Source organism: Patescibacteria group bacterium, assembly GCA_041653535.1.
In the GTDB taxonomy this organism is placed as follows: Bacteria; Patescibacteriota; Patescibacteriia; order JACRDY01; family JACRDY01; genus JBAZFH01.
Genome location: JBAZFH010000002.1, coordinates 275,216 through 301,993 on the forward strand (window position 1 = coordinate 275,216; position 26,778 = coordinate 301,993).

Genomic DNA, 26,778 nt, shown 5'->3' on the forward strand with positions numbered 1-26,778 from the left:
CGGTGGTTTGTTACTTGGGTTTTTTCTGCGTTTTTCCCTTGGGATTTTTGCTGCGCGCAGCAGCAACCAGCTGTTGCAGGGTCATGCCGCTGCTGATGATGTCGACGAGCTCTTCCAGAAGATCCGGTTTTTCTCGCAGTGTCGCCTTGGTTCTGGCTCGGACGTTGTCGTCGCCTTCGATCGGGACCTGGCGAATACGCGGTTTGGTCGCTTTACCTTCTTCGGCTGTTTTTTTCCAGAGCGTGATTGATAAAATTTTCAGCTCCGCCAAGGATTTTTTCGGCCAAATTGATCGCTCTGTCACCACGGTCTTTCAGCGTGTTGCCGGTCTTTTTGGCAAGGTTGAAAGTCTTTATGACTTTTTCGAACAGGGGAGAGTCTTCTTCGGTGAACTCGGCCGGGACGTGAATGAACTTTTCTTTGCCGCTGTTTTCAACGGTGAAATTAATTCCAGTCTCGGTAAAAATTTGGACGAATTTAGTGAACTGGGTGATGTCGTTGAAGGCAAAGACAATCGTCAGTTTTCCATTTTCGTCCGGGGATATAAAAACGTTTTTGTTACTTGCCATGACCCTTGGCTCCTTTTTGTTGTTTTTGCATCAGGTTGTCAAAAATTTTGTTGTAGGCTTTCACATAGGTGACCCAGACTGTGTTTGCGGAGGCGTAGGTGCCTTCCGCATTTTTTAGACCTGTCCAATTTTGCAGCCCGTAATATTTTTGTTTTTGTTGCCAAAATTTTTCCAATTTTTCGGTGGTCATATCTTTTCTTTTGGCAATGTTCAAAATTTCATATGGATCGGTCAGGTTTTTTATCCTTCTCACTTCATTTTTTACCCAAAGGATTAACCGCGGATCAACGGCGGTCCGTGGTTCGGGCAATGTTTTACCGGTAAGAAGGGTAAATATCCGTCTGCCGGCACGGCGAATGTCATAAGGGAGTAATAAGTCGGGGATGTCGGTTCTTTTGATCCCATAGTCTTCGTCGCCGGTGGTGATCAGCATGATGTCGCGGTAAAGATTGTCGAGACGATTAACAACGAGATTTACCTTTTTAGGCATTATTACCTCCTTACAGTGGGGGATTGATTTGTATGTCAACGAACTTGGAATTGGTCTTTAAAGTTATCAAAATGGGGGTTTAATGTCAATTGAGGGAATTAGGGGCTGGGAACTAGGAACTGGGAACTGGGGGTTGGGGATGGGTGTGGATAAGACGGTTATTGACGTTTTTAGTTAGTGTGTTAGTATGTGTATAGAATACACTAAGATAAAATATGGTCAAGAAATTAACCAAAAAATACAAATTTGCCACTATTGCTACCGATGTGGTTATTTTTACCATCAAAGACGAAAAGCCGCAGGTACTACTGATTAAGATGAAGAAAAAACCTTTTGCTGACTCGTGGGCAGTACCGGGCGGGTTAGTACATGGTGATGAATCGGTTGACCGAGCGGCACGCCGTCATCTTTTTTCTAAAACCGGTCTCAAAGACGTTTATCTCGAACAGCTTTATACTTTTGGTAGTGTTGATCGCGATCCTTTTGGTCGGGTAGTGTCGGTTGCTTATTTTGCCCTGATTCCGAATGCCGACTTGAAACTAAAAACCACCAGTGAATATGCCGGAGTGCAATGGTGTCCGGTAGATAAATTGCCAAAACTTGCCTATGACCACAAAGAGGTGGTGAGTAAAGCGGTAGAAAGACTGCAGGCTAAACTTGGTTATACCAATATTGTTTTTGGGCTGCTACCGCCAGAGTTTACTTTGTCGGAGCTACAAAAGACTTACGAAATAATACTCGGTAAGAAATTAGATAAAAGAAACTTTCGCAAAAAATTGTTTAGTCTGAAACTGGTGCAAAGTACCGGTGGTCGCAAAGCGGGGGATGCTAATAGACCGGCTGAGCTTTATCGTTTTGCCAGCAAACACCCGCAGCTAATCGAGATCCTTTAATTCCTTTTTATTTTTTATCCAGAGTTAGTGTAATAAATACACTATAAAGATATAAATAATCTAATAAATAAAGAAAAAAGCATATGAGTATCTTTGAAATCATCGGAGTGATATTTGGTGTCTGGTCAGTATATCTGACTGTAAAACAAAAAGTACTCAGTTGGCCGGTGGGGCTAGTCAGCGTCGTGGCGCTAGGCATAATGTTTTTCCAGATAAAACTTTACGCTGATGCCATGGAGCAGATTTATTACGTCATTACCGGCTTTGTCGGCTGGTATCTATGGAAATATGGGGGAGAGAAAAAAAGCGAACTAAAGGTTTCGCTACTAAACAACAAGCAGCGAGTGATCGGCGCCGGGATTGTCTTGGCACTATCAGCAGTACTTGGATATTTGCTCGACACTTATACCGACGCTTCACTGCCTTATCTGGATTCAGTCACTACAGTCATGAGTCTATGCGCGCAGCTACTGCTCACTAAAAAGATTTTCGAAAACTGGATTTTATGGATTATCGTCGACGTCATGGCACTTGGTATTTATACCTATAAAGGCGTCTATCTGACTACCGGTCTTTACGTCATTTACCTAGTATTAGCTAGCGGCGGTTTTGTGCAGTGGTATAAATCACTAGTCGCTAACAAAAAGTATGTCAAAGAAACCATCTAAAAATCAAACTACTGGACTCGTGCTCGGCAAATTTGCTCCGTTTCACGCTGGGCACCAGTATCTGGTGGAAACCGCAATCAAGCAAACCGACAGGGTGATTGTCCTGATTTACAATTGTCCGGAAACAATCGATATACCGCTTGATGTCCGTGCCGAATGGATTCGACAAATTTATCCGCAAGTGGAAGTGATAGAGGCTTGGGATGGACCGACCGAGTCAGGGCACGATCCGCGAGTGATAAAATTAAACGAAGATTATATTTTGCAAAAAATAAAAGAGCCGATCACGCATTTTTTTTGCAGTGAGTGGTATGGCGATCATGTTAGCAAGGCGCTTGGCGCTATTAACTGCGTGGTGGATGAGAAAAGAGAAACTTTTCCGGTGTCGGGAACGATAATTCGTTCCAACCCACATGTTTACAAAAAATTTTTACATCCGGTGGTTTACAAAGACTTTGTAAAGAAAATTGTTTTTCTTGGTGCCGAGTCAACCGGTAAAACCACCATTACTAGAGAGCTAGCCAAAATTTACAAAACCGAGTGGATGCCGGAACTAGGCAGAGAGTATTGGGAAAAAAACCAAATAGACGGAAAACTCTCGGAAGAGCAGCTGCTAGATCTAGCCTATCAGCATATAGAAAAAGAAGAAGAACTCCTTTTACGAGCGAACAGATATTTTTTTGCTGATACTAATGCTATAACCACGGCAATGTTTTCCCGCTATTATCACGGTCATATCCATCCGCAACTGGAGTGTCTGGCAAGAAGAGTGGAATCTCGCTACGATTTGTATTTTGTTTGTGATATAGATATCCCTTATGAAGACGATGGTGCCAGGTCCGGCGCCGATCACAGACTAATTTTTCAGCAGCAGATAATAGAGGACCTAGAAAGAAGGGGGATAAACTATATTTTACTTCGTGGCGACTTGGGACAGCGGATGAGACGGGTAAGAGAATATCTAAACATGCTAGAAAAAGATCAAAAAATAGAGGAGAATATTGGTTTTTTCTTGTATTTTAGTAAGATGTTAAGACAATTTGGCTAAATCTTGACATTTTATATCTATTATGTTAAGTTTTGGGGTTAGAGCTGACGGTATTTAACACGTAGAAAAACAAAGAAAAAAGTAGCTAAAATCTGGCTAATTTTTTCTAGCTTTGATTGCAAATATCAAGGCTGAAGTGAACATTAAATTCAAAAACGAAGAAGGGAGGATATAGATGGATGTTTTGTCTCGAAACAATGGGGTAACGACGATAACTTCGGATAGGGGTTTTACCAAGTCGTTTGCTCCGGGTCGGGTGTTTTTGCCCGATGAGTATCCGGAAGTGCTGCAGAAGTTTCTGCAGGGTCCAAACGTCGTGGTCATCGGCTTGACCGGCTATTCGTCGATCAAGTCCGAGCATTGTGCTCGTTGGGGGATTAAGCCCGGCGCTTATGAGTATGCGGTTCATAGCATGCTTACCAATTTAGTGAATGAACTGCGTACCGCCTATCCCGGCATCGATATTCGCTTTGTCCACGGCGCTTCGGATATGGGCGTGGACAAGGAAGTTATTGCAGTCGGTGAAGAGCTTGGTGTCCCGCAACTCGGATTTTCTTGTCCGGAATTTCTGTCATACGTCGACAACGAAAATCATGACTTTCCGATCTACGTCGGCGCCGATCAAGCGGACTACTCGGACAAGTTCATCCAGGCACTCGATATTCTAGTTGCGGCCAATGGTCGTAAGCAGGCGTTCATCCACGATATGTCGGCGGCGCTTAGCCACGCTAAATACATCGTGCCGATCAATATCGTGCAGGCGATTTCCAGTACTGGTGGTCCGGCAGCCATCAACGAAGACGGTACGATCGAAGACGCAACCGAGCTGTTTTATCAGCGGGTTGTCTATTTAGCTATCCAGTTTGGCATCGCCGGACAGGATGTCTGGGCTGAGCTCAACCAGAAACTTACCCAGGCGATCAAGGCAATCACTCGTAAGATTTTGCCGGCAAACGCTGCTTTTCCTATTTAACCGTTGATGATAGTCACACGAAAGGAAAGGAGATTTCCGATGAAAAATGTTACTATTGGTCCGCATGACGCGGTCATTGCCGTCGATTTGTTTCAGAAGGCTTTTCGCTTCGGTGGCGGATTGCCGATAGTGGGCGGTGATGGTTTGGTTATTCCGGCGATTAACTTTATTTCCCTGCCGTGGGGATATGTTGTTGCCAGTATTGACCAGCATCAGCTGGGAAATATTTCTTTCGCCAGCTCGTACCGAAACGTGCCGGTACCGAAAATCGGTTATCCGGAAATAACCCTGGAGATGGTACGGAAAAACTGGGCGGATTATTACGTCGGTCCGGCTGCCAAGTTTACCGCGAAGCAGTTGGTTGATTATTTGGAAAACGTCGTTTCCTGCTCGCAGGTTCTCTGGCCGAACCATGGTACGGTCGAAGCCGGTGACGGTGTTATTAGTCCGCCGTTTATCGAAGTGTCGCTCGACTACATTCTGTTCAAGGGAACAGATGTGTTATGTGACAGCTACTCCGCTTTTGTCGACAATCTCGGTCGTCCGACCGGTCTTGCCGATGAATTGCGTCGATGCGGTATTAAGCGCGTTTTTTTGATTGGACTTGCTTTCGACTATTGCGTCGGTTGGTCAGCGCTCGACGGCGTGAAGGAAAGTTTCGAGGTCTACATTGTTGAAAATCTGACCAAGTCGGTCGGCTTTCCGGCTAATTCGGTCGAAGCGATGCGCGAGCAGCTTCTCGCGACCGGGGTGAAAATCATCACCACCGCCGACATCTCGACGATGTAAAAAAAACAACACGTGCGGAGGGTGCTCTACGGAGTACCTTCCGCCCTAGAAAATTTGCACCAAAGAAATTTGGTTCAAGCTTTCTGGTCACAACCACACGGCTGCGGCCTAAAATGTTCTTTAAATTTCAGTTACTCATAAATCAACCAACCAACTTTTGTCCAAAAAAGTTCAGAAAGGGGATAGAAAATGGTGAACAGAAGTAGGGAAGATTTTTTGCTTAGCCGTGTTTACGCGGCGCTCGTTGGTCTATGGATCGGCGATGGCATGGGTATGCCGGTGGAAATGATGACACCGGAGCAGATCAAAGAGACAGTCGGTCGAGTCACTGGGTTTATTACGCCGGTGCAAAGGCATATCGGAGGCACGGCCTTCCTTCCGGCAGGTCACTGGACCGATGACTGGCAGTTGGCGCGCGCTATTTTGCGGTCGCTAGTTGAATCTGGCGGCTACAACATCAATGATATCGTCGGGCAGCATTTGCTCGCCCTGAAAGAATCGACCATAGGATGGGGCAAGGCGACCAAAAACGAGCTTCTGAATATCCAGCGGTTTTTCGAAACCGGTGGGACCGAAGGTCGTAATCCAGCCACTTCGCCGCAGTTGATCGCCGGCCAGGGTACTGGCAATGGCGTGGCGATGAAAATCGCTGCGCTCGCGCTGTACCAAGTGTTGAAACAAGGCGGCTTTTATCGGCTGCCGCTCGTTACCCAAGTGAAAGAAGTGGGTCTACTGACTCACGCTGATCCTCGGGCGAGCGTTGCGGCGTTTGCTGTCGCCGCGGTGATTGGCATGGTTATGGAAAAGCCTTTTGAGCTTTTTTGGCCTGCCAAAAAATTTCAGCAGCAAAGGTTTTTGCGGCGGCTGATCGCTCTGACCGAATGGGCCGAGCAAGACGGTGGTTTGAAAAGCGTCAATTACACTGACCAGTTTTTTTCCGAAGCACTTGGTTATCTGGCTAGCAACAATGGATTACTCCTCGAAGGGTCGGAATATTTGCGCAAAATCGGTACGAACTGTTTCGCCTTGAATTCGGTGCCGTTTGCAATCGGTGTATTCTTGCGTCACCCGACAGACTTTCGCGCTGGAGTGCTTGAAGCGATCAACGCCGGCGGCGATACCGACACGACCGCGGCCATGGTTGGCGCGATGATCGGAGCCAACGTTGGTTTGGAAGGTATTCCTCTGGAGTGGCGACACTTTTTGATGGAACACTATAGCGATGACTACGGCGAATTGCTTTCCTTGGGCAGTGCGCTTTTCATGCAGGCCACGGGGAAGGTTGAGTAACTAAACAAACACGCGGCGGGCGTCTTTATAAAAAGGGCGTCCGCCGACAGAAAATTTGTACTAAAGAAATTTGGTTCAAGCTTTCTAGTCGTAACCAAGGTTGTGACTAAAACGAACTTTACAACAAAATTTTTACGATAAAGGAGCAAAAGGATGAAAATCGACAAAAATGACATTGCGGTTTACGGCGGCAGTTTTAGCCCGCCGGGAAACCACCATGTGAAGGTAGTGGAGGTGCTAATCGAAGCAGGGTTTCGGCGAATCATCGTCGTTCCTTGCGGCTATCGCGATGACAAAAAAACCCGAACTAACGACATCGAAAAACTGCATCGAGCAGTAATGTCGGATATGGCTTTTGGTCATTTGCCCGGTGTCGAGGTCGACCTGTTTGATCTTGAAAAAGACGTTTTTACCAGAACGTGGGATTTGGAACGTCGTTACAAAAACCAGGGTCGGGTTTGGCACGTCATCGGCGCTGATATGATCATCGGCGGGCGCGCTGGTGAGTCGGAAATCCAGCGGGAATGGGAACACGGCCGCGAACTGTGGAACAAGTCCAACTTCGTGGTTTTCACCCGTGATGGCTACAATCTTTTGAAAGAAGATTTACCGCCGCATAATGTGGTAATGACGGCAGCGGTAGAGACTGCAAAATCCAGTACGGAAATTCGGCGCGCTATCGCCGCTCACGAATCAATCGCTGATATGACCCCGCCGCTAGTGACGGATTATATCGAAAGATATCGTCTGTACAGTGCTGGGTTAACCGTGCGCAGCGGAGAAATAAATATTCATTCGCCGCGCCTTTTGATTATTTCTGATCCGGATAATTTGCGGGCGCAAGAGATAGCACGATATTTTTCGCGCTTTGCTTGTCCGCAAAAACCGAATATGATTTTGGTTGTCGGCGGCGACGGCACGATGCTGCGGGCGGTCAGAGAAAATTGGCGAAAACGTTTGCCGTTTTTTGGTATTAACGCCGGTCATCTGGGATTTTTGCTCAACCGTATCGAGGCATTGCCGGAAGAGTGGGAAGACGTTTTTGTTTCGCCATTTGTAGTGCATCAGTCGCCGTTGCTTTACGTGGAAACACGAAAGCATCTGCATGATTGGAAAGGCGCTTTTGCCGTCAACGATGCCTGGGTGGAGCGGCAGACGCTGCAAGCCGCCTGGATCGAGCTGATTGTTCGTCAGCGCGCCAACGGTCATGTGACAACCGAAGAGTGGCATCTGGATAAACTGGTCGGTAATGGCGCGCTTGTTTCCACGGCAGCCGGGTCGACCTCTTATGCCCAACCGATGGGTGCTCCGGCGATGTTAGTCGGTTCACCGCATTTGGTCTTGGTGGGAGACGATGTAAAATTTCCTGCCAACTGGGAGTATTCGACATTGGACTTGAATCAAGAAGTTGAAATGGTCGGTTTGGACGGTAAAAAACGTCCTTTGCGTGGTTCGGTCGACGGTGTGGATTTGGGTCGAGTTCAAGCCATGCGGGTTCGTACTTCCAACATCGCCGCCGCCGAATTTGTTTTTGTCAAAGGGCAAGACCTGGCAGGAAAATTGGAAGAAATCCAATTTCCCGGAGCGATCAGTTCATCGGGCTGGCGCAAGAGGCCGACGACAAATTCGTAAAAATCAAACAAGTGGAGGGTGTTACCATAAGGCGCGCCCTCCACTATAGAAAATTTGCACCAAAGAAATTTGGTTCAAGCTTTCTGGTCACAACTACGGTTGCGGCCAAAAAAGAACATTACAATAAACCAAAGGAAAAACAGTAATAATTGCGAGACAAGGAGAAAAAAGATGAGACATCGAGATAAGCCTATTATTCAGTCTCTATTGGATATGGATTTTTACAAATTTACCATGGGTCAGTTCATTTTTCGTTATTATCCTGACCTGCAGGTCAGGTTCGCTTTGACCAACCGTACCAAAAGCGTGCGTTTGGCTGACATGATTGACCTGGGACAACTGCGAGAAGAACTGGAACATTTGCGTAGCTTGCGGTTTACCAAAAGTGAACTGCATTATCTTCGTGGCACCAACGAGTACGGCGATCGAATGTTTGGTGAAGATTATCTCACCTTTTTGTCCGAACTTCGTATGCCCGAATTTCATTTGGAAAAGCGAAGCGATGGGCAAATTAATCTCTGGTCCGAAGGCGACTGGCCCTCGGTCTCTCCTGGGGAAACCCCCGGTCTGGCTATCTTGGCCGAACTGTACTGTCGGCATCTGACCAAAGACATGACCCGTTTCGAGCTCGAAGCGGTTCGCGCCAACGGCATCATGCGTTTGCAGGAAAAACACCGCAAGTTGCGCCAGTATCCGTTTATTAAATATTCGGATTTTGGTCATCGGCGCCGTGCTTACCGGGACTGGCATGATTTCGTTGTTAGTGTCGAGGCTGAAGAAATGGCTGGACAGTTTCTCGGTACTTCCGATGCTTGGCTGGCCATGAAATACGGTCTTCTTCCTATGGGCACCAATGCTCATGAGTTGGGAATGGTGATTGCGGCATTTTTGGCTATCACGGAAGGTGACGCCGGTATCCTGCGCGCCAATCGCGAGATCGTCGATAAGTGGTGGCAGATGTATGGTCAGGGTCTGTCGATTGCCTTGCCCGACACTTTCGGCTCGGATACTTTTTTGCAGACAATGAACGGTCTCGACGCGGTGAAATGGAAGGGTTTCCGTCACGACAGCGGTGACCCGATCGAATTCGGCGAAAAGATCATTAATTTTTACGAAGGGTTCGGTGTTGATCCGCGAGAACACATAATCGTCTTTTCCGACGGTCTCAATGTGGACGAGATTATTCGTCTAGCCCTGCACTTCAAGGACAGGATCAAGGTGTCTTTTGGTTGGGGTACGACTCTGACCAATGACCTGGGTTTCAAAAACCTGTCCATTGTCATCAAGGTGGCTTCGGCTAACGGCCAACCGGCGGTGAAACTGTCTGACAATATCGCCAAAGCGGTCAGTCCGTCGCCGGAAGAGATTGAACGTTACAAGCGTTTGTTCGGCTACCATGCGCAGTTCGAAGTGGTTCCTACGGTTTAACAATGTTCCCGGGCATCCCATGTGGTGCCCGGTTCTGACCAGGGAAGAGTAAAAATGGCACGCGGCACGAAGCACGTGGCAAAAAAAATGGCACGCGGCGAGCCTACGCAGCCGTGCGCTATTTATTCATCCTGGTCAGGAGAAAGCAGTACTTTGAAAATTTAAACAAAAAAATCAATTCACGTTTTTTTTCGTTTAAGAAAATACGAAGAAAGGAAGGTGGTTAAATGAAGGCAGATCGTTTTCTTGATATCCGTAATCATGGGTTTTTTCGTGTGGCAGCGGTAATTCCGCGGGTGTTTTTGGCTGACCCCAAGGTAAACGGCGAAGAGCACCTGAAGGTTTTACGGACATTGTACGACGAGGGCGTTATGTATGCTGTTTTTCCGGAGCTTAGCCTGACGGGTTATAGCAACGGAGACCTTTTTCAGCAAAAGATTTTGCTGGAAGAGGCTCTGACAGAGCTGAAATTTTTGGTTAGCGAGACTGCCAGTTGGTCGATGATTATTACGGTTGGTATGCCGCTTTTGATCGAAGATCAACTTTTTAACGTCGCCGTGACTTTTTGTCGCGGTGAGGTACTGGGTATCGCGCCGAAAAGCTATCTTCCCAACTATCGCGAATTCTATGAAGGACGGTGGTTTACCAAAGCTGCCGATGCTCGGAAAAAGGAAGTCGAGCTTTTTGGTCGAATGGTTCCTTTTGGTGCTGACGTTCTGATTCGTTCGACGTTAAATCGGAATTTCATTCTTCACACCGAAATTTGTGAAGATATCTGGGTACCGATTTCTCCCGGCGCTATCGCGGCGATTTCCGGAGCTACCGTACTCGTCAATTTGTCGGCGTCTAATATTACTATCGGTAAAACGGAATATCGTCGGCAGTTGGCTCTTAATTCGTCGGGTAAAAACGTCGCCGCTCAAATTTACGTCGCTGCCGGTTTTGGCGAATCGACCAGTGATTTGTCTTGGGATGGCAGCGCATTTGTCGCTGAGCGTGGTACCATGCTCAGCGAATCAAAGCGTTTTCAGATGGAAAGTCATTATATCATTGCCGATGTCGACGTTGATTCTCTGCAGACGGAAAGAGCGCGGCAAAATTCTTTTCAGGAAAACGCGGCGGTTTATCGGCAGCCGATGCGTATGGCGGTGGCGGAAGACAAGTCCGTTCCGGACTTCCTTAATACCTATGTCTTTGATGAATTGCGGCGTAATATTGAGCCGCAGCCATTTGTGCCGTCGGACCCGACTCGTCGTAGCGAACGATGCTACGAAACATTCAATATCCAGGCAGGAGCGTTGGCACAGCGCTTGCTCCAGTTTCCGGTTGAAAGCCGCAAAATCGTTTTAGGGGTTTCCGGAGGGCTGGATTCGACCCACGCTTTTTTGATCGCGGCTCATACCATGGATATCATGGGTTTGCCGCGCAGCAATATTTTGGCGGTAACTATGCCGGGGTTTGGGACAACGGGTCGGACGTATCATAATGCCGTTGCCTTGATTAAAGCAATCGGTGCTACGTTCTATGAGATTCCGATCAAGAATATTTCAACTGTCATGTTTGAAAACATCGGCTATGATCCCTCTTTGGAAGGGGATAAAAAAAGCTTGGTGTTTGAAAACGTGCAGGCCTGGGAACGGACAATGACACTCTTCTCGGTTTCGGCCAAAGAAGGTGGTATTGTTCTTGGCACTGGTGATCTGTCCGAACTGTTAATCGGCTGGGCGACCTATGGTGGTGATCACATGTCCCACTACGGCGTCAACGCCGATGTGCCCAAAACCCTGATTCGCTATTTGGTGTCTTGGGCGCGGGACGAGATTTTTGCCAAAGAAGCGCGGGTTCAGACGGTCCTCAATGACATTTTGGACACTCCGGTTTCGCCTGAATTATTGCCGACTACCAGGGATGGCAATATTGCTCAGAAGACCGAAGACATTGTCGGTCCATATGAGTTGATCGACTTTTTCGGATATTGGATCGTTCGTTTTGGTTTTACGCCGTACAAGGTGGCGCGCCTGGCATTGCATGCTTTCGACGGCAAATACACTATCGGCGAAATCAAAAATTGGCTCGGCTACTTTGTTGACGATGACGGAAAAAAACATCTCGGTTTTCTCCCGCGGTTTTTCCGCAATCAGTTCAAGCGCAACTGTTTACCGGACGGACCCAAGGTTGGTCTTACTTCTGTTTCGCCTCGTGGCGACTGGCGTATGCCGTCGGATGCGCGCGTAACTTCCTGGATGGACAGCTGGGAGGAGATTCCCTATTTATATTAACATTCAACAAAACCCCTGTGTCAATAGATGATGCGGGGGTTTTTAATTAGTATATAGATCTTAGTATAGAGTATATAGAGTATATAGGGTAAATACAAATACTAAATACTATATATCAAGACCTAAATACTTTGTCTTTGTCGGTCTTAGCATGTTGTGATAGACTTAAGGAGTAATATAGAAATAATTCATAATCTCTAAACCCTATGACTAATTGGTCAACTTGGTCTATGCCAAAAAAAATCGGCGCGGTAGCTGGGCTGGTTATCGTGCTTTTGGTAGTAGTAGGTTTTGTCTTGTCTTTAGTGCCCACCGCCTACAACGCTAATAAAAACGGAAGAATATTTAGTTTTGCCGAATCTGATGATGCCGGATTTGCAACCGGAGCAGGCAGTGCTCGCAATTCCGTTGTCATGAACTCTTTAGATTTAGCAGTCAGTGAAGAAATGGTTCCCAGCGTCGTCAGTCAAAAAGCGGTAGTCGGCAATCAAATTGTGGCACAAGATGGTGAGATGACCGCCAAAAAAATTATCCGTGACGGTAGTCTTGGTTTATTTGTAATCAGTCCCGAAGAAGCAATAAAGCAGGTGGAAGAACTGGCTAAGGTCGCCGGCGGTTTTGTGCAAAATTCACAGATTTACGAAGTGCGTAACGGTGTTAAAGCCGGTTCGGTCATTATTCGAGTGCCGGCTGACAAATTTGAAGCGACAATCACCGAAATAAAAAAATTAGCCAAAGAAATTGACAGGGAAGAAGTTGATTCCAGGGATGTTACCGAGCAGTTTATTGATTTAGAAGCGCGGCTACATAATGCACAGGCGGAAGAAGCCAGATATTTGGAAATCATGGGTCGAGCGCAAACCATTAAAGACACCCTTGATGTTTCTGAACGTCTGGGCAGTGTTCGCGAGCGAATAGAAATATTAACCGGGCAGCTGCAATATTTGTCTCGACAGGTTGATATGTCGACAATCAATGTTAGCCTGTCGTCTTATGACGATGTGAAAGTTTTCGGACTACGCTGGAGACCGCTTTATGAGATCAAAAAATCTTTCCGCGAAATGCTGACAGGTTTGACTTCATATATCGATACTATGTTGGCGTTGATTATCAATCTGCCGGTTATTATTCTTTGGATTGTCACTGTCGGTTTTATTTTGTGGGTTATTTGGAAGCTATTACGATGGATTAATAGACGTTTTATCAAAAAAAATGCTCCAGATATCAGTTAGTGAAAATAAGTAAAAAATGGCTTAAATTACAGTAAAGAACATAAAAATAGATCGTCTAAAGTAGGCGGTCTGTTTTATTATTGACAAAAAATAATAAATAGGCTGTATTGTTATAATATCCAAAAATAGAAGAAGGTCTGTTTTTGGGTCTGAAATTTGAAAAAAATAAGGAAAAAGTTTTCATTCCACGATAACAGAAGGAGGTCTAGATGAATTATTGGTTTATTGGTTTGTTAGTTGCTTTTCTGCCGGTGTTTATTTTTTCCGTTTTAGGCGGGATGGTGAGCCGCCGCAATGTTTACAGTACGGTAATAGCCGGTTCGTTTTTCGGCGCGGCCTACTACTTTTTATGGGTTTTGATCGCGTGGAAAACTGCTGACGGATTCTATGGTCCGTTGCCGTATTTCGGTAGTCTCTTTTTGGCGATAGTTTTGGGTGGTACTATTGCTACAATTTCCGAGAGTGGCGGTAAGGGATCTGCCGCGCCGGCGGTTATCGGAGCTATATTTATTTTGTTGCCAGCAGTGGTTGTTACCTGCCAGGGCACCGACATGGTGAGCTCGCAAGAGAAACTAGCTCTTGCCGGCAAAATCGAAATCATCGACGATTCGAATTCCGCTATGACGCCGGTCGACACCGCACATATCTCGCTCGTCGATGAGGGGATGGCTAAAGTTGCAGCGCAAAATGCGCTCTCCAAGATCCATCTCGAAGACGGTGCGATCGCCGGCTCGCGTTACTCTATCGGGCACGGCACTAAAGTATTTGCCGATGGGCAGCTTTGGTGGGTGTTCCCTCTGGAGTTTCAAGGTTGGCTGAAATGGCGTGTCAATCCGGAGGTCCCGGGTTATCTGCGCGTTTCAGCGGAAGATCCTTTTGCTGAGCCGCAGCCTGTTTTGAAGGACAAGACGGGCGAGAAACTCCATATCAAATATTTGGGTACCGCTTGCTGGGGATACCAGCTCGAGCGGCACCTGCGCTACAACGGGTACATGAACAAGTACCTGCTTGATTACACCTTTGAACCCGACGACAACTGGAAGCCGTTCTATACGGTCACGGTTGCCGAAAGAACGATCGGTTTCGAAGGTCTTAAGGTGCTGGGCGTCGCCGTCGTTGATGTTCAGACGGGCAAGATTGAATTTCAGGAGATCGGTAAGATCGCTCCCTGGATCGACCGAGTTGTCCCGCTGTATGTCATCGATTATAACCTCAAAAATTGGGGTATGTATTCGAATGCCACTTGGTGGTATAACCTTTTGCACAAAGACAAGAGTCAGGCGCCGACTCCTGGTTGGTTTATGACCTATGATCCGGAACATGGGGCGCAGTGGTTCAGCGGGTTTACCTCGCTGAACAGTGACGACCACGCCATGACTGGGTTTACCGTCACCAATGCTCGTGACGGCGTTACCCGGTTTTTCCGCGCTTCGGGGTTGACTGAACAAAAGTCTTACGACGCGGCAAATTCGCTCTGGAGCAACTTCGCTGGCGTCGAGCCCTGTGAAATGGTTCCGTACAACATCGAGGGCGTACAGACGTACGTTATACCGATGAAGTACCAGGGGCAATTTCGCGGGGTTTCCCTTGTTGCTTTGAATAACGTGAATATCAAGGCAAGTGGGAATACTTTCGACCAGGCTTTTGCTAGTTACCGTGCTGTGCGGGCGGCAACTGCTGAGGGTCGAATCGCTCCTGACGGCGGTGCTGCGACGGTTTCGGAAAGTCGTGGTACTATCGATCGTGTCGGTATGCCTGTGGCAAGCGGCAATATGGTGATTTTCTACTTCACCATGCGAGACATTGCCAAACGTTTTCAAGTGACCGATTCGGTTTCCAGTCCCGGCGCAGTCCTGATGCGTTCGGGCGATCAAGCGGTTTGTCGTTATACTTCCGGTCACGCCGCGACGATCTCTTGCGACAGTCTCGAGATCATCGGCCTGAATTTTTCGGATGACAATCCGGCGCAGGTACGGTTGAACGCCAATCAGGCGCAGGTCAAGCAGGAAGAAAAGCGAGTCGACACCGACCAGACTCGCGACCAGTTGCTGAATAGCGACCGGCTCAAAAAAGTTGATCCGCAGGCGTTGCAGCAGTTCCTGAACTCTCAACAGAGTCAGGGCGGCAAATAGCCGACAGCTTCAACAATCAAAAAGGGGACCCCTGAAAAGGTCCTCTTTTTTCGTTTTTAAGTAATTTTTTGTTTTTGTTCTTTGGCTAGCAGGCCGACAAAGTAGATTATGCCAATACCAACGATTAGCACGGCAAAGTGGGTTAAGATATTTTTGATTTTTCGTTCCTTGTTGGTCAGAGGTATTAGGTCGGTACAGGCAATATAGATAAAGTTACCGGCTGCTAAAGCGATTAGAACCGTGGAAAGCGATTCGATCCTGGAGCTGAGGTAATAAGCCAGTAGTCCGCCAATGATACTAAAACCAGCTGAGATCAGATTGTACAAAAAAACTTTTAGCCTTTTCATTCCATTGTGCATTAGAACGGCGAAGTCGCCGCTTTCTTGTGGTATTTCGTGGAGCAAGACTGCCAGAGTGGTTACTATGCCGACTCGTAGATCGAGAATAAAAGCACTGGCAATCACCATGCCGTCCAAAAAGTTATGGATCGTGTCGCTCATGATAATAAGAGAGCTGGAGGCTGAGTGGATTTCGCATTCTTCGTTTTTGTGACAATGATAAACTATTAGCAGTTTTTCTAAAAGATAAAAAAGCAAAATTCCGGCAAAAACTAAAGCCAGATCAAAACGGATGTTATGGCTTTTTTCTATCAATTCTGGTAGCAAATCGGTAAAAACCGCCATCAGTAAAGCGCCGACGGCAAAAGAGACTAGGTAGCTGGAAGCTTTTTTTATTCTTTTTTCTTGCCAAAGCAGCAGCGACCCGCCGCTAAGACCAATCAAGCTGGCGACTGAAATGGCAATAACAATATAAATTAACATAGATCAAGGTATTTTGTTATGTTTTAAATAACTTTAGCACAATTCGGGTAACAAATAAAGACTTGCTAAAAGCAGAAAATTGAGCTATATTTATTTTAGTAAAATAAATATTTATTTTTTTAATTATGACTAAAAAGATTGTTATCGCTTTTTGTGTCTTGTCGTTAGCTTTTGTTGTTACTGGATGTGGAAAAAAAGCCCAGTCGGATGTTCAAAAAAATAATACCGAGCAACAGGAAAACGTAAAAGTAAAGCCCGCAGAAGTAGAGCTGCAATCTAGACCAGGAGATCAAAAAGAACTGGTTACTAAAAAAAGTCCCAAAGACGTTGATCTGAACGAAGTATCTGCTTTTGTTACGGAAGTACAAACAGCAGAAGCTGTTGCCGATAGCGAAATAAACAGATTCAATAGTCTCAATGATAATTTAGATAAAGAATTGTCCTTATAGCTTAAAATTATATGAAAAAAATAAATTATATTTTATTTGGGGTTATTGTTTTTTTGGGTCTAGCTTTTTTTGTTCCTGTAATTGCTCAGGAAGAGCCGGCGCAAATTACTCCAGAACAGGTTAACAGTGAGGCAGGCGCTGTCAGCGGTTTTCGTTCCGCCGACACCGATGAATTAAAAACTGCTTTTTTACAAAAGTTAGGGAGTATGATGATTAATAAAAGGCTTTTATCTTTGAAGATAATAAATAACAGGCTGGAAAAGTCGGAAAAATTATCATCCGAAATAAAGAATCGTTTGCTTTCCGAAATGGATCGCAATATCAACGGTTTGAATAGACTAAAAGACGACATCGCCAACACTTCCGACGTCGCAATACTAAAAGAAAAGGTAAAGTCTATTATTGCTGATTACCAAATTTTTCGCGTTATGTTGCCGCAATTTAGCGGTTTAGTCGCGGTTGACAGACTAGAAGTTTTTTCTGACAAAATAGTTGAGCTGAGAAATAAGGTACAGTCAAAAATAGAAGAGGTAAAAAGTTTAGACGGAAACACCGCTGCTGTTGAAGTATTAGTTGTTGTTGCCGACGAGTCGCTCTCTAAAGGCAATGAATCATTGCAGATGGCTACAGAAAAACTTTTTTCAATGCAGGCGTCCGATCCAAAAAATGCTATTAGTTTAAAAAAAGAAAGCAAAGGAAAAATTTCCATTGCTAGAGCTGCTTATAAAGACAGCGAAAAGCAGCTTCGGACCGCTATCAGTGAATTAAAGAAAATTATTGCTGCTGCCGCTGAAGAATCAGATGACGTGAAAGAAGAACCGGCAGGATCTGAATAAATAAAAAAACGTTTTTGTATAAATAATACCCGCGTTTATTTCGCGGGTTTTATTGACAAAAAGATTTTTTGATGGTAAAGTCGAATAATCGCAATGCGTTATGAAGTTTTGTTTTTTGACAATTATCTTAAAAAATAAGGAGGTGGAAACCATGAGCACGCCTCAAAGCCAAAATACTCATAAGTTCGGCATTTTGATTTGGGACAAAGATCCGTCCACCGAAAAAAAATTTAACGCGGTGGTCAAGAGAAATTTACCCAGGCGTTTTGGAGTTGATGTTACTTTAACCCAAGCAGAAACCGTATCTTCCTTAAAGGAAAAAGTCAATGTCTTTTTTCGGGAAGGAAGAAAGGTTTTGGTTTTTATCTCAGTTGACGATCAGCCGTTTGATATCTATCGCGACGTCATCGACCTGGTGGATATAAGATTTTTAAGTAAATGGGAGCTGGTTGTTATTTCGGGAAATTCTAAAATGCAGTATTGGGCGGATCGGCTCGGTGTGAGGTTTTTGTCCAGACTGATCTCTCCTTTTCAGTTATCAAGGTTCATTGTCACCGCTCTTAAAATCGAAGGCAGCGGTAATAACAAGGATTTAGGACAAACAAATAATTCTTCGCCTTCTCGTTTTGGGGGCACTGATAAAAACAAGCTTTAGCCGGACGGTATTATAGCAAATAGTACCGGTGAATTACGTCATAAAATAACCGTTCTCTTATTTAATAAGCAGAGCGGTTTTTCTTTTGACTTTAGCTAAAAAACGGATATAATAGAGGGGATAAGGAAATTAAGAAATAAAGAAATTAGACAGATTGTTAATATTTCATTTCTTAATTTCTTTGTTTCTTTATTTCTAATTTTCATTTTTTATGGATTTAATTTCTGAGTTAAAAGGTAAGGTTGGCGAGCAAGTCACCTTAGGCGGTTGGGTTTATAATTTTCGTTCTTCCGGTGCTATTTATTTTTTGCAACTGCGCGATGGTAGTGGTTTTATTCAGTGTATAGTGGAAAAAGCCAAAGTTGCCGAAAAAATTTGGCAGGATTGTGAAAAAATAACCCTAGAGTCATCAGTTCAAGTTTTTGGGCAGGTTAGTGAACACCCCAAAAAACCAGGAGTTTATGAGCTGCAGGTAACTGATTTAAAAATCGTGCAGATTGCCGCCGAATATCCGATAGGTAAAAAAGAGCATGGTCCTGATTTTTTACTCGACAATCGTCATTTGTGGCTACGTTCGGGCAAGCAGTGGGCGATTCAGCGCGTTCGTAATACCATCATCAACGCTACTTACGAATATTTTGCCAAAAATAATTTTATCAAAATTGACTCCCCAATACTTACCCCTAATGCCTGCGAGGGAACAACCGAGCTTTTTGAGTTAAATTACTTCGATTGGACTAAGGCATATCTGACACAATCGGGTCAATTGTATCTGGAGGCGGCGATAGCTGCTCACGGTCGAGTGTTTGATTTTGGTCCGGTGTTTCGCGCTGAAAAAAGCAAAACCCGCCGCCATTTAATAGAGTTTTGGATGATGGACGCCGAAATGGCGTTTTGCGACCACGAAGGTAATCTCAAAATTCAAGAAGAATTGGTAACTTACATAGTTAAAAAAGTTTTGGCTGATTGCAAGGTTGAATTAGAAATGCTTGAACGTGACATTGCGCCGTTAGAAAAAGTAGAGGCGCCGTTTTATCGCTTGGCGCATGCCGATGCTATTAAAAAATTACGTGAACTTGGTTCCGACATTAAAGATGACGATGATTTGGGCGCTGACGATGAAACTATTCTGACTAAACTCTATGATAAACCTCTTTTTGTGGAGAGGTATCCAGCAGCGGTCAAGGCTTTTTATATGAAACCCGATCCTGGCGATCCGATTCGAGTTCTTAACGCCGACCTGCTTGCGCCAGAAGGTTACGGCGAGGTGATAGGTGGATCACAAAGAGAGGACGATTATGATAAATTGTTAGTTAAAATAAAAGAACAAGGGTTTAATATTGAAGACTGGCAATGGTATTTGGATAGTCGTAAATATGGCAGCGTACCGCACAGCGGTTTTGGTTATGGTCTGGAACGGCTGGTCGCTTGGGTTTGCGGACTGGAACACGTACGCGAAACCATTCCTTTTCCTAGACTGATAAACAGGATTAAACCTTAATATGTATTCTTATATTAGGAAGCTTCTCAAAAAAATTGGTCCTGGCTTTATTACTGGCGCTGCGGATGATGACCCGTCTGGTATTGGTACCTATTTTACTGCCGGAGCCAAATTTGGTTTTGGTCATATCTGGACTCCATTTTTTACCTTTCCTTTAATGACCGCAGTGCAGGAGATATGCGCTCGTATTGGTATGGTAACGGGCAGGGGATTAGCTGGAGTGATTAGAGAAAATTATTCCAAAAAATTACTTTATTTTTGTGTTGTTTTATTGGTGGCGGCAAATACTATTAATATTGGTGCTGACATCGGGGCGATGGCCAATGCTGTCGGTTTACTACTTCCCAACCAACCTTTTGGTTTTATTGCCGGAGCATTGACTTTACTGATTATTTGTCTAGAAGTATTTATCTCGTACAAAACTTATTCTAGAATATTGAAAATTTTTGCCTTCTCATTGTTAGCTTATTGGTTAACCGCCTTTTTTGTGAAAATAGACTGGTCAGTGGTTTTTACAAACGTCATTAAGCCGCAATGGCGTTGGGATCTGGACTACGTAATGATTTTGGTCGGTGTGCTTGGTACTACAATTTCTCCTTATTTATTTTTTTGGCAGGCCTCGGAAGAAGTCGAGGAAGAAATTATTGAAGGAAAAGTTACTTTGGAGCAACGTTTGGGCGCGACCAAGATAGAAATAAAAGAAATGCGAGAAGATGTTGTTCTTGGTATGCTTTTTTCCAATATTTCAATGTTTTTTATTATCGCTGTGGCTGCTTCGACATTGTTTGCCAATGGTATTTTTGAAATCGGTACAGCCGAGCAGGCGGCTTTGGCTTTGCGACCACTGGCGGGAGATTGGGCTTATCTACTGTTTACGTTTGGTATTATTGGCACGGGTTTGCTGGCAATTCCGGTGCTTGCCGGAGCGGCGTCTTATGCCGTTACTGAGGCGTTAAAACTACAGGGAAGCTTGGCTCTGAAATGGAACAGAGCAAAAGGTTTTTATGGAGTTATCCTAACTTCAACAATTGTTGGACTACTGATTAATTTTATCGGAATTAATCCAATGAAAGCTTTGCTTTATGCCGCTGTTATCAACGGTATTGTTTCCGTTCCTCTGCTTTTTGTGATTATGAAAATAAGTAACGATAGTGAAGTGATGGGAGAATATAAAAACGGGATGATTGCAAACTTTCTTGGTTGGGCGGCAACCATTGCCATGACCGTCGCAGCGGTATTTTTATTAATTAGTTTTTTGTTTTAATATGGAAAGGCTTTCTTGGATATATTTTTTGCGTCACGGAGAAAGCGAAGCTAACAGTAACGACAATTTTTTTGGTCATCCCAAAAAAATAAAACTTACCGATAAAGGACATGAACAAGCCAGGGAAATATTTCAACTTCTTAAAAAAGAAAAATTCGATTTGATTATTACATCTCCCTTTCTTCGTGCTTGGCAAACTGCCAAACCTTTTATAGACTTTCATGGTAAAAAAATACCGGTTAAGGTTTGGTCGGTTGGCGAGTTTACTTATCATGCTTTGGAAAAATATCTTAAAATAAAAAATTCACGGCGTTGGAAGCTTGCTCATAAATATTGGGAACGCAGCGATCCGGATTATCGCGACGGTTCCGGTGCGGAAACTTACCGTGAGTTTATGGGTCGGATCGATAGAACTAGGAAAAAATTAGAAAAAAGTAATTTTGATAAAATATTGATTGTTACTCATGGTTATTTTATCAAACATTTTATTTGGCGATTATTGCATCAGACTAAAAAAATTGATCACAAAACAATGACTGACGCAATGCGTTTTTCTATCAGTACTGATGCGCAAAACACAGCTTTGGTGCGGGTTGCCAAAATCGACGGTAAGCTGTATGTTGGTGAAATAGACGCGCGACATGTTCGTGATTAAATTAATAATATTTATCGATAAGTATGAAGACATTTATAAAAGAAACCCTAGGTTTAATAGGTCAAGAAGTGGAATTAAAAGGCTGGATCCATGTTCGTCGTGATATGGGTAAAATTTCATTTATTGATTTGCGTGATAGTACTGGTATTATTCAAGTGGTTTTAGTTCCCGGAGAAATGGATGAAAGCAAAGAATTGATCAAAGATTTAAAACCAGAATACGTGGTGGCGATCAAAGGTGTTGTCCAGGAGCGCAATGCTAAAAGTATTAACGAAAACTTAGTCACGGGCAAAATTGAAGTTTTAGCCAAAAATTTAGTTATTATTAATGAAGCGGCTCTTACTCCTTTTGAGATTAACACCGAAGAACGCCAGGCTAATGAAGAGTTGCGTTTGAAATATCGCTATTTAGATTTACGCCACGAACGTTTGGCAAAAAATCTTACTTTACGTCACAACGTGATCGCTTTTTTGCGCCAGTCGTTATCTAACGCCGGATTTCGTGAAATAGAAACCCCGTGTCTGACCAAATCAACTCCTGAAGGAGCTCGCGATTTTGTTGTGCCGTCTCGTAATTATCCGGGTAAATTTTACGCGCTGCCTCAGTCGCCACAGCAGTACAAGCAGATGTTGATGGTGGCTGGTATTGAGCGCTATTTTCAGATTGCTCGTTGTTTCCGCGACGAAGATCAGCGCGGTGATCGCCAGGCAGAATTTACTCAATTTGATATAGAGATGAGCTTTGTTGAACAAGAAGATCTTTTGCAACTGACTGAAAAAATGCTGGTCGAACTGGTTAAGACCGTTACTCCAGAAAAAAAAATTCAGCAGGTTCCTTTTCCGCGTATTACTTTTACTGAAGCTATGAGTAAATATGGCAGTGACAAACCTGACATCCGTAACGATAAAAACGATCCTAATCTTTTAGCCTTTTGTTGGGTAGTGGACTTTCCAATGTTTGAATACAAAGAAGGAGATAAACGCTGGGGCGCGACACATCATCCTTTTACCGCCATTCAAGATCAATACGTAGAATTTTTGGGCGACACCAAAAAAAAGATGAGTGAGATATTAGCTAAGCAATACGACATTACTCTTAACGGCAACGAAATCGGTGGCGGTAGTATTCGTACTCATAATCCAAAAATTTTAGCTAAAGTTTTTGAAGTGCTTGGGCATGCTCCAGAGGAAATTCAAGCCAAATTTGGACACCTTCTGGAAGCTTTCAAATATGGCGTACCGCCACATGGTGGTATTGCCTGGGGGCTGGATCGTTTGATTATGCTTTTAGCTGGTGAAGAAAGTATTCGGGAAGTAATTCCTTTTCCCAAAACCGCTGATAATCGTGATCCACTCATGGATTCACCAAGCGTTATTGATGCCGAGCAAATGACAGATCTCCATTTGGCGATAAAAAAATAAACAACTCATATGAAATCTCCCGGAGGTTTTGAATTTAGAAAATCTTTTGATACCTATCGTCGCGTTTCTGGTGCTCCGGATAGCGGTGGTGTCATGGGTATTGAAGATGAAGTGGATATTAGCGATGAGGCTAGAGCAGCTAGTTCCGGGTTTGTGCCTGATAATCGGCATTCCGGATTAAAAGGCGATTTTACGGAAACGAAATTTGAGCGGATAGAGCAAAATGATGCTAAATATCCTTCAAATCAAAAAATGTATCATGATCTTGCCAAGATTTTTCATCCAGATGTTACCGGCGATATTGATGATCGGGCTATTAAAAAACTTAACGAAATAAAAGTGGCGGCCGATAATGGCGACCCCAAAGCGTTGAGAGAAATGTATCAGCGATTAATTTTTAAAATTAATCCTGATAAACAAAACGATAAAACAGCTGCTTAAGATTGTGGATATATTCCTCGCGAACCGCGGGGTATTTTATTTGTTAAAAACGTCAAAAAGAGCTATAATTTAGTTGTAATTTTAGTTGATATGCAGCTTTCTGCCTTGCAAAAATATATCTTGCAGCAGTGTTGTTATGAAAAAAACAAGCTGAATCGCAGCAAGCTTTTGAGTTTTTACGGTCGGGGGTCAAAATCTCCCAAAAAAAATGATCAAATCAATATTATCACCAAAAGTATTGAACGTCTGATTGGTCGGGGATTGCTGGTGGGATTTGGCGTGCGAACAACGGAAAAGTGGTTTATCAAAGAGACCAAAGTCACGCCCAAGGGCAGGAAACTTGGTAGAAAGTTGCTTGGTCAGCAAATGAAGTTGTTTAACTAATAATATTAAATTTATGATTGGCGCTAAAGTTTTAAACTATTTAGAAGGTAAAAAGGTTAAGTTTGAGGTGATTGATCATCGCAAAGTTTTTACTGCTTATGATTTGGCGCAGACGCTTAAACACGACTTGAAAAAAATCGCTAAGACTTTACTGGTTAAAGCTGACAGCGCTTATGTTTTGGTAGTGATACCGGCATACTATCGATTGGATTTAAAAAAATTAAAAAAATCTTTAAACGCCAAAAAAATAGAAATTCCAAACGAAAAAGTTATTATCAAAGTTCTAAAAATAAAATTAGGAGGCATTACTCCATTTGGCGCTTTGCATAAAGTGGAAACTTGGGTAGATAAAAGTTTGCTTGCCGCTCAGGATGTTATTATGAATGCCGGCAGCTTTACTCAAAGCTTACGGATGAAGGCAAGGGATTATATCAAGCTAGAAGAAGCTAGGCTCGGAAATTTTGTTGAATCGGCGGGGTACAAACCGATAAAGATTAAAAGTAAAAAAAGTAAATCCGCAAGCAAAGTAAAGGTAAGGGGTAAAAAGAAAAAAGCGGTAAAAAGTGTAAATAAAAAAAAGAAGGTTATTAAGAAGAAGAAAAGATAATTAAAAAGATTTTTTAGTTTGTGAAATACGAAATAATAAGCGAACAGTTTTCTGGACCGCTGGATCTTTTGCTTGGTTTGATCGAGGGTCGAGAATTAGATATTACCAAAATTTCGTTAGCCCAGGTGGCTGACGATTATTTGCGTTATGTTAGGCAAAATCAAGGTATTAACCCGGAAGAGATGGCTGATTTTTTGGTTGTAGCAGCTAAATTAATTTTGATTAAATCAAAAGTTTTGTTGCCTAATATGGAAATCGAAGAAGAGGGAGATTTGGAGGTTCAGTTGAAACTCTATAAAGAGTTTTTAGAGGCATCAAAATTAATTGAGGCGATGATTAAAAAGAAAAAGTTTAGTTTATCACGCGAAAAACTACCGGTTGGTATCGAGCCGGAGTTTAACCCGCCAAAAAACTTAAATTCTTCCAAAATGGCTCAGATATTTCGTATCGTGATAGATCGTCTTGAGCCTTTGATAAAATTACCCGAACGCACGGTACGAAGAGTGGTAAATATTGAAGAAAAAATTCGCCACATCCGCGACTATTTAGTTTCTAAAATACAGACGACTTTTCGTGAATTAGTAGGAAGGGGGGATAAGGCGGAGGCAATTGTCAGCTTTCTAGCGTTACTCGAGTTGGTTAAACAGAGAACGGTGGAACTTAATCAAGACGAGATGTTTGGTGATATTAGTATAAAGAAAGTCAGTAGTTAGTTATCAGAAAAGAATCTAACTGTTAACCACTAACCACTAAAAAATATGTCCAGTCTAAAATCAAAAATTGAGAGCTTGCTTTTTATCTCACCAAAACCATTGGAAATAAAAAAAATTTCCGAATTAACCAAAAAAGAAATTTCCGAGGTAGAGGAGGCGGTTAAAGAGTTAACCGACGATTATATTGATCGTGGTTTGGAGATAAAGCGGCTGGGGAATAAGCTGCAAATGATGACCAGCGGTGAAAATTATAAACTCGCTCAAGATTTTGTCAAAGAAGAAATTACCGGAGAACTCACTCGACCATCGCTGGAAACCCTGACAGTTATAGCCTATCGCGGACCGATAACAAAAACCGAACTAGAAATGATCCGCGGAGTAAATTGTAGTATGATTCTTCGTAATTTAATGATTCGTGGTTTAGTGGAGGAAAATGAGGATAAACAAAGGGGTTTTTTGTATAACATTACTTTTGAGTTTATGAAATATTTAGGAATAACCGAAGCAAAAGATTTGCCGGAATTTGATAAACTGAATAATGACGATAATTTAAAAAAACTTTTAAGCGGAATAAATAAAGAAGAAAAAGAAGATGAACGAATTGAGGTGGTTTAATATTTTATGTTTCAATTAATTTTATCGCTTGTTGCATCTATTGTTTTGACTAGCAGCGGGTTGCCTGTCGTAGCGCGTGATTTTTCTGTTGAGCCTATTTTACTTGTTCAATCTGGTGGTGACGAGATCGGCTCTGCCGGCCATTTGCCTTTAGCCGCAAATAAGGAAATTAACCCGGATAAAGTGAACGAAAATAGTTTAGGAATAGAAACATCTGCTCGGAGTGGAGTAGCGGTTGATGGTAAGACAGGCAAGGTTTTGTGGGAAAAGAATTCTTCACAAATAAGATCAATTGCGAGCTTAACTAAACTCATGACGGCCTTGGTGTTTCTTGATCACAATCCTGGTTGGGATAGTAAAATAAAGATTACTACCGAAGATCAGCATGAGGGGGGGGTGGCTTTTTTTGCTATCGGTGAAGAAGTGACTGTTAGAGATCTTTTCTATTCAGCTCTTAGTCGTTCGATTAATTCCGCTGCTGCGGCTTTGGCGCGTTCTACCGGTTTGAACGAAAAAGATTTTGTTTTTGCAATGAATCAAAAAGCTGATGAATTAGGAATGGTCAACTCTCATTTTATTGAGCCGACCGGTTTGCATACAGGTAATGTTGCAACAGCCATAGATGTGGTAATTTTACTTCGAGAGGCTTTGAGTAAAACGGCAATCGCTAACGCCACTACCCTGACTGCCTACACCACGGAGATTTTGAATAAAGATTTGGAGAGAACCGCAGACAATACTAATTTGCTACTGAAAAGTTTTTTAAATAAACCGCCGTATAAAATACTGGGTGGTAAAACCGGCTATTTGGTAGAAGCTGGATATTGTTTGGCGATCGGCGTAGAAAAATCCGATCATCAGATTTACTCCGTAGTGTTAGGAAGCGACAGTATTGGTAGTCGTTTTACTGATACTAAAGCTATAGTTGATTGGGTTTTTAGCAACTATTCTTGGCAAAAATAATCATATCATACGTAATAAGGGTGGATGCCC

28 protein-coding genes are annotated in these 26,778 nt (G+C 43.5%); 24 read left to right on the forward strand and 4 right to left on the reverse strand.

The features are described from left to right. Nucleotides 1–10 precede the first annotated feature (10 nt). From WC310_03295 to WC310_03305, 3 genes are read right to left on the reverse strand one after another with little or no spacing between them, the layout of a single operon-like run. A complete protein-coding gene (locus tag WC310_03295; GenBank protein MFA5358818.1) occupies nt 11–271 on the reverse strand; it encodes a hypothetical protein in 261 nt (86 codons plus the stop codon). Next, on the reverse strand, nt 213–569 hold the full coding sequence (locus tag WC310_03300; GenBank protein ID MFA5358819.1) for a hypothetical protein: 357 nt from the start codon (nt 567–569) through the stop codon (nt 213–215). Before WC310_03300 ends, WC310_03295 begins: the two co-directional genes overlap by 59 nt. After that, nucleotides 559–1,059: a hypothetical protein gene (locus WC310_03305; protein MFA5358820.1), complete on the reverse strand. Its 501-nt coding sequence runs from the start codon at nt 1,057–1,059 to the stop codon at nt 559–561. Before WC310_03305 ends, WC310_03300 begins: the two co-directional genes overlap by 11 nt. Before the next feature lie 215 nt (nt 1,060–1,274). Here WC310_03305 and WC310_03310 point away from each other — a divergent pair, with 215 nt between their 5' ends. From WC310_03310 to WC310_03360, 11 genes are all read left to right on the forward strand, one after another. Beyond that, the gene (locus WC310_03310; GenBank protein ID MFA5358821.1) at nt 1,275–1,952 is read left to right on the forward strand and encodes an NUDIX domain-containing protein; all 678 of its coding nucleotides are present in this window, start codon (nt 1,275–1,277) and stop codon (nt 1,950–1,952) included. Nucleotides 1,953–2,035: 83 nt separating this feature from the next. Further along, a complete protein-coding gene (gene pnuC, locus WC310_03315) occupies nt 2,036–2,620 on the forward strand; it encodes a nicotinamide riboside transporter PnuC (protein MFA5358822.1) in 585 nt (194 codons plus the stop codon). Further along, nucleotides 2,601–3,668 (forward strand): AAA family ATPase, encoded by a 1,068-nt coding sequence (locus WC310_03320; GenBank protein ID MFA5358823.1) that lies wholly within the window; start codon nt 2,601–2,603, stop codon nt 3,666–3,668. Before pnuC ends, WC310_03320 begins: the two co-directional genes overlap by 20 nt. Nucleotides 3,669–3,843: 175 nt before the next feature. Next, nucleotides 3,844–4,641 (forward strand): hypothetical protein, encoded by a 798-nt coding sequence (locus tag WC310_03325; GenBank protein ID MFA5358824.1) that lies wholly within the window; start codon nt 3,844–3,846, stop codon nt 4,639–4,641. Nucleotides 4,642–4,680: 39 nt separating this feature from the next. After that, a complete protein-coding gene (locus WC310_03330) occupies nt 4,681–5,430 on the forward strand; it encodes an isochorismatase family protein (protein MFA5358825.1) in 750 nt (249 codons plus the stop codon). A 189-nt stretch (nt 5,431–5,619) separates the two neighbouring features. Continuing rightward, nucleotides 5,620–6,720 carry an ADP-ribosylglycohydrolase family protein gene (locus tag WC310_03335; protein ID MFA5358826.1) on the forward strand — a complete coding sequence of 367 codons (1,101 nt, stop codon included), beginning with the start codon at nt 5,620–5,622 and terminating at the stop codon, nt 6,718–6,720. 153 nt (nt 6,721–6,873) lie between these two features. Beyond that, nucleotides 6,874–8,352 carry an NAD(+)/NADH kinase gene (locus WC310_03340; GenBank protein MFA5358827.1) on the forward strand — a complete coding sequence of 493 codons (1,479 nt, stop codon included), beginning with the start codon at nt 6,874–6,876 and terminating at the stop codon, nt 8,350–8,352. A gap of 171 nt (nt 8,353–8,523) precedes the next feature. Beyond that, entirely contained in the window at nt 8,524–9,780 is a 1,257-nt protein-coding gene (gene pncB / locus WC310_03345) for a nicotinate phosphoribosyltransferase (protein MFA5358828.1), read from the forward strand. A 227-nt stretch (nt 9,781–10,007) separates the two neighbouring features. Continuing rightward, nucleotides 10,008–12,059 carry an NAD(+) synthase gene (locus tag WC310_03350; GenBank protein ID MFA5358829.1) on the forward strand — a complete coding sequence of 684 codons (2,052 nt, stop codon included), beginning with the start codon at nt 10,008–10,010 and terminating at the stop codon, nt 12,057–12,059. A gap of 206 nt (nt 12,060–12,265) precedes the next feature. Beyond that, the gene (locus tag WC310_03355; GenBank protein ID MFA5358830.1) at nt 12,266–13,291 is read left to right on the forward strand and encodes a DUF4349 domain-containing protein; all 1,026 of its coding nucleotides are present in this window, start codon (nt 12,266–12,268) and stop codon (nt 13,289–13,291) included. 209 nt (nt 13,292–13,500) lie between these two features. Next, on the forward strand, nt 13,501–15,423 hold the full coding sequence (locus WC310_03360; GenBank protein ID MFA5358831.1) for a hypothetical protein: 1,923 nt from the start codon (nt 13,501–13,503) through the stop codon (nt 15,421–15,423). Between the two features lie 56 nt (nt 15,424–15,479). Here the strand turns inward: WC310_03360 and WC310_03365 are convergent, their stop codons facing one another. Further along, nucleotides 15,480–16,244, reverse strand: a complete 765-nt coding sequence (locus WC310_03365; GenBank protein MFA5358832.1) for a ZIP family metal transporter — start codon at nt 16,242–16,244, stop codon at nt 15,480–15,482. A gap of 125 nt (nt 16,245–16,369) precedes the next feature. Here WC310_03365 and WC310_03370 point away from each other — a divergent pair, with 125 nt between their 5' ends. From WC310_03370 to WC310_03430, 13 genes are all read left to right on the forward strand, one after another. Next, on the forward strand, nt 16,370–16,693 hold the full coding sequence (locus tag WC310_03370) for a hypothetical protein (protein MFA5358833.1): 324 nt from the start codon (nt 16,370–16,372) through the stop codon (nt 16,691–16,693). A gap of 11 nt (nt 16,694–16,704) precedes the next feature. Further along, entirely contained in the window at nt 16,705–17,529 is an 825-nt protein-coding gene (locus WC310_03375) for a hypothetical protein (GenBank protein ID MFA5358834.1), read from the forward strand. Between the two features lie 151 nt (nt 17,530–17,680). Continuing rightward, nucleotides 17,681–18,184, forward strand: a complete 504-nt coding sequence (locus tag WC310_03380; GenBank protein MFA5358835.1) for a hypothetical protein — start codon at nt 17,681–17,683, stop codon at nt 18,182–18,184. A gap of 211 nt (nt 18,185–18,395) precedes the next feature. Next, complete coding sequence (asnS, locus tag WC310_03385; GenBank protein ID MFA5358836.1) at nt 18,396–19,685, forward strand: asparagine--tRNA ligase; 1,290 nt, start codon at nt 18,396–18,398, stop codon at nt 19,683–19,685. A 1-nt stretch (nt 19,686) separates the two neighbouring features. Beyond that, nucleotides 19,687–20,949 carry a divalent metal cation transporter gene (locus WC310_03390; GenBank protein MFA5358837.1) on the forward strand — a complete coding sequence of 421 codons (1,263 nt, stop codon included), beginning with the start codon at nt 19,687–19,689 and terminating at the stop codon, nt 20,947–20,949. 1 nt (nt 20,950) lies between these two features. Then, nucleotides 20,951–21,604 carry a histidine phosphatase family protein gene (locus WC310_03395; protein ID MFA5358838.1) on the forward strand — a complete coding sequence of 218 codons (654 nt, stop codon included), beginning with the start codon at nt 20,951–20,953 and terminating at the stop codon, nt 21,602–21,604. A gap of 23 nt (nt 21,605–21,627) precedes the next feature. Next, complete coding sequence (gene aspS, locus WC310_03400) at nt 21,628–23,025, forward strand: aspartate--tRNA ligase (GenBank protein ID MFA5358839.1); 1,398 nt, start codon at nt 21,628–21,630, stop codon at nt 23,023–23,025. Nucleotides 23,026–23,034: 9 nt separating this feature from the next. Continuing rightward, on the forward strand, nt 23,035–23,466 hold the full coding sequence (locus WC310_03405; protein ID MFA5358840.1) for a hypothetical protein: 432 nt from the start codon (nt 23,035–23,037) through the stop codon (nt 23,464–23,466). A gap of 90 nt (nt 23,467–23,556) precedes the next feature. Continuing rightward, nucleotides 23,557–23,850, forward strand: a complete 294-nt coding sequence (locus WC310_03410) for a hypothetical protein (protein ID MFA5358841.1) — start codon at nt 23,557–23,559, stop codon at nt 23,848–23,850. 13 nt (nt 23,851–23,863) lie between these two features. Continuing rightward, the gene (locus tag WC310_03415; GenBank protein MFA5358842.1) at nt 23,864–24,457 is read left to right on the forward strand and encodes a YbaK/EbsC family protein; all 594 of its coding nucleotides are present in this window, start codon (nt 23,864–23,866) and stop codon (nt 24,455–24,457) included. Nucleotides 24,458–24,477: 20 nt separating this feature from the next. Further along, complete coding sequence (locus tag WC310_03420) at nt 24,478–25,170, forward strand: segregation/condensation protein A (GenBank protein ID MFA5358843.1); 693 nt, start codon at nt 24,478–24,480, stop codon at nt 25,168–25,170. Nucleotides 25,171–25,215: 45 nt separating this feature from the next. Then, nucleotides 25,216–25,785, forward strand: coding sequence for an SMC-Scp complex subunit ScpB (scpB, locus tag WC310_03425; GenBank protein MFA5358844.1), 570 nt, complete (start codon nt 25,216–25,218; stop codon nt 25,783–25,785). Between the two features lie 6 nt (nt 25,786–25,791). Continuing rightward, nucleotides 25,792–26,748: a serine hydrolase gene (locus tag WC310_03430; protein MFA5358845.1), complete on the forward strand. Its 957-nt coding sequence runs from the start codon at nt 25,792–25,794 to the stop codon at nt 26,746–26,748. Nucleotides 26,749–26,778 lie beyond the last annotated feature (30 nt).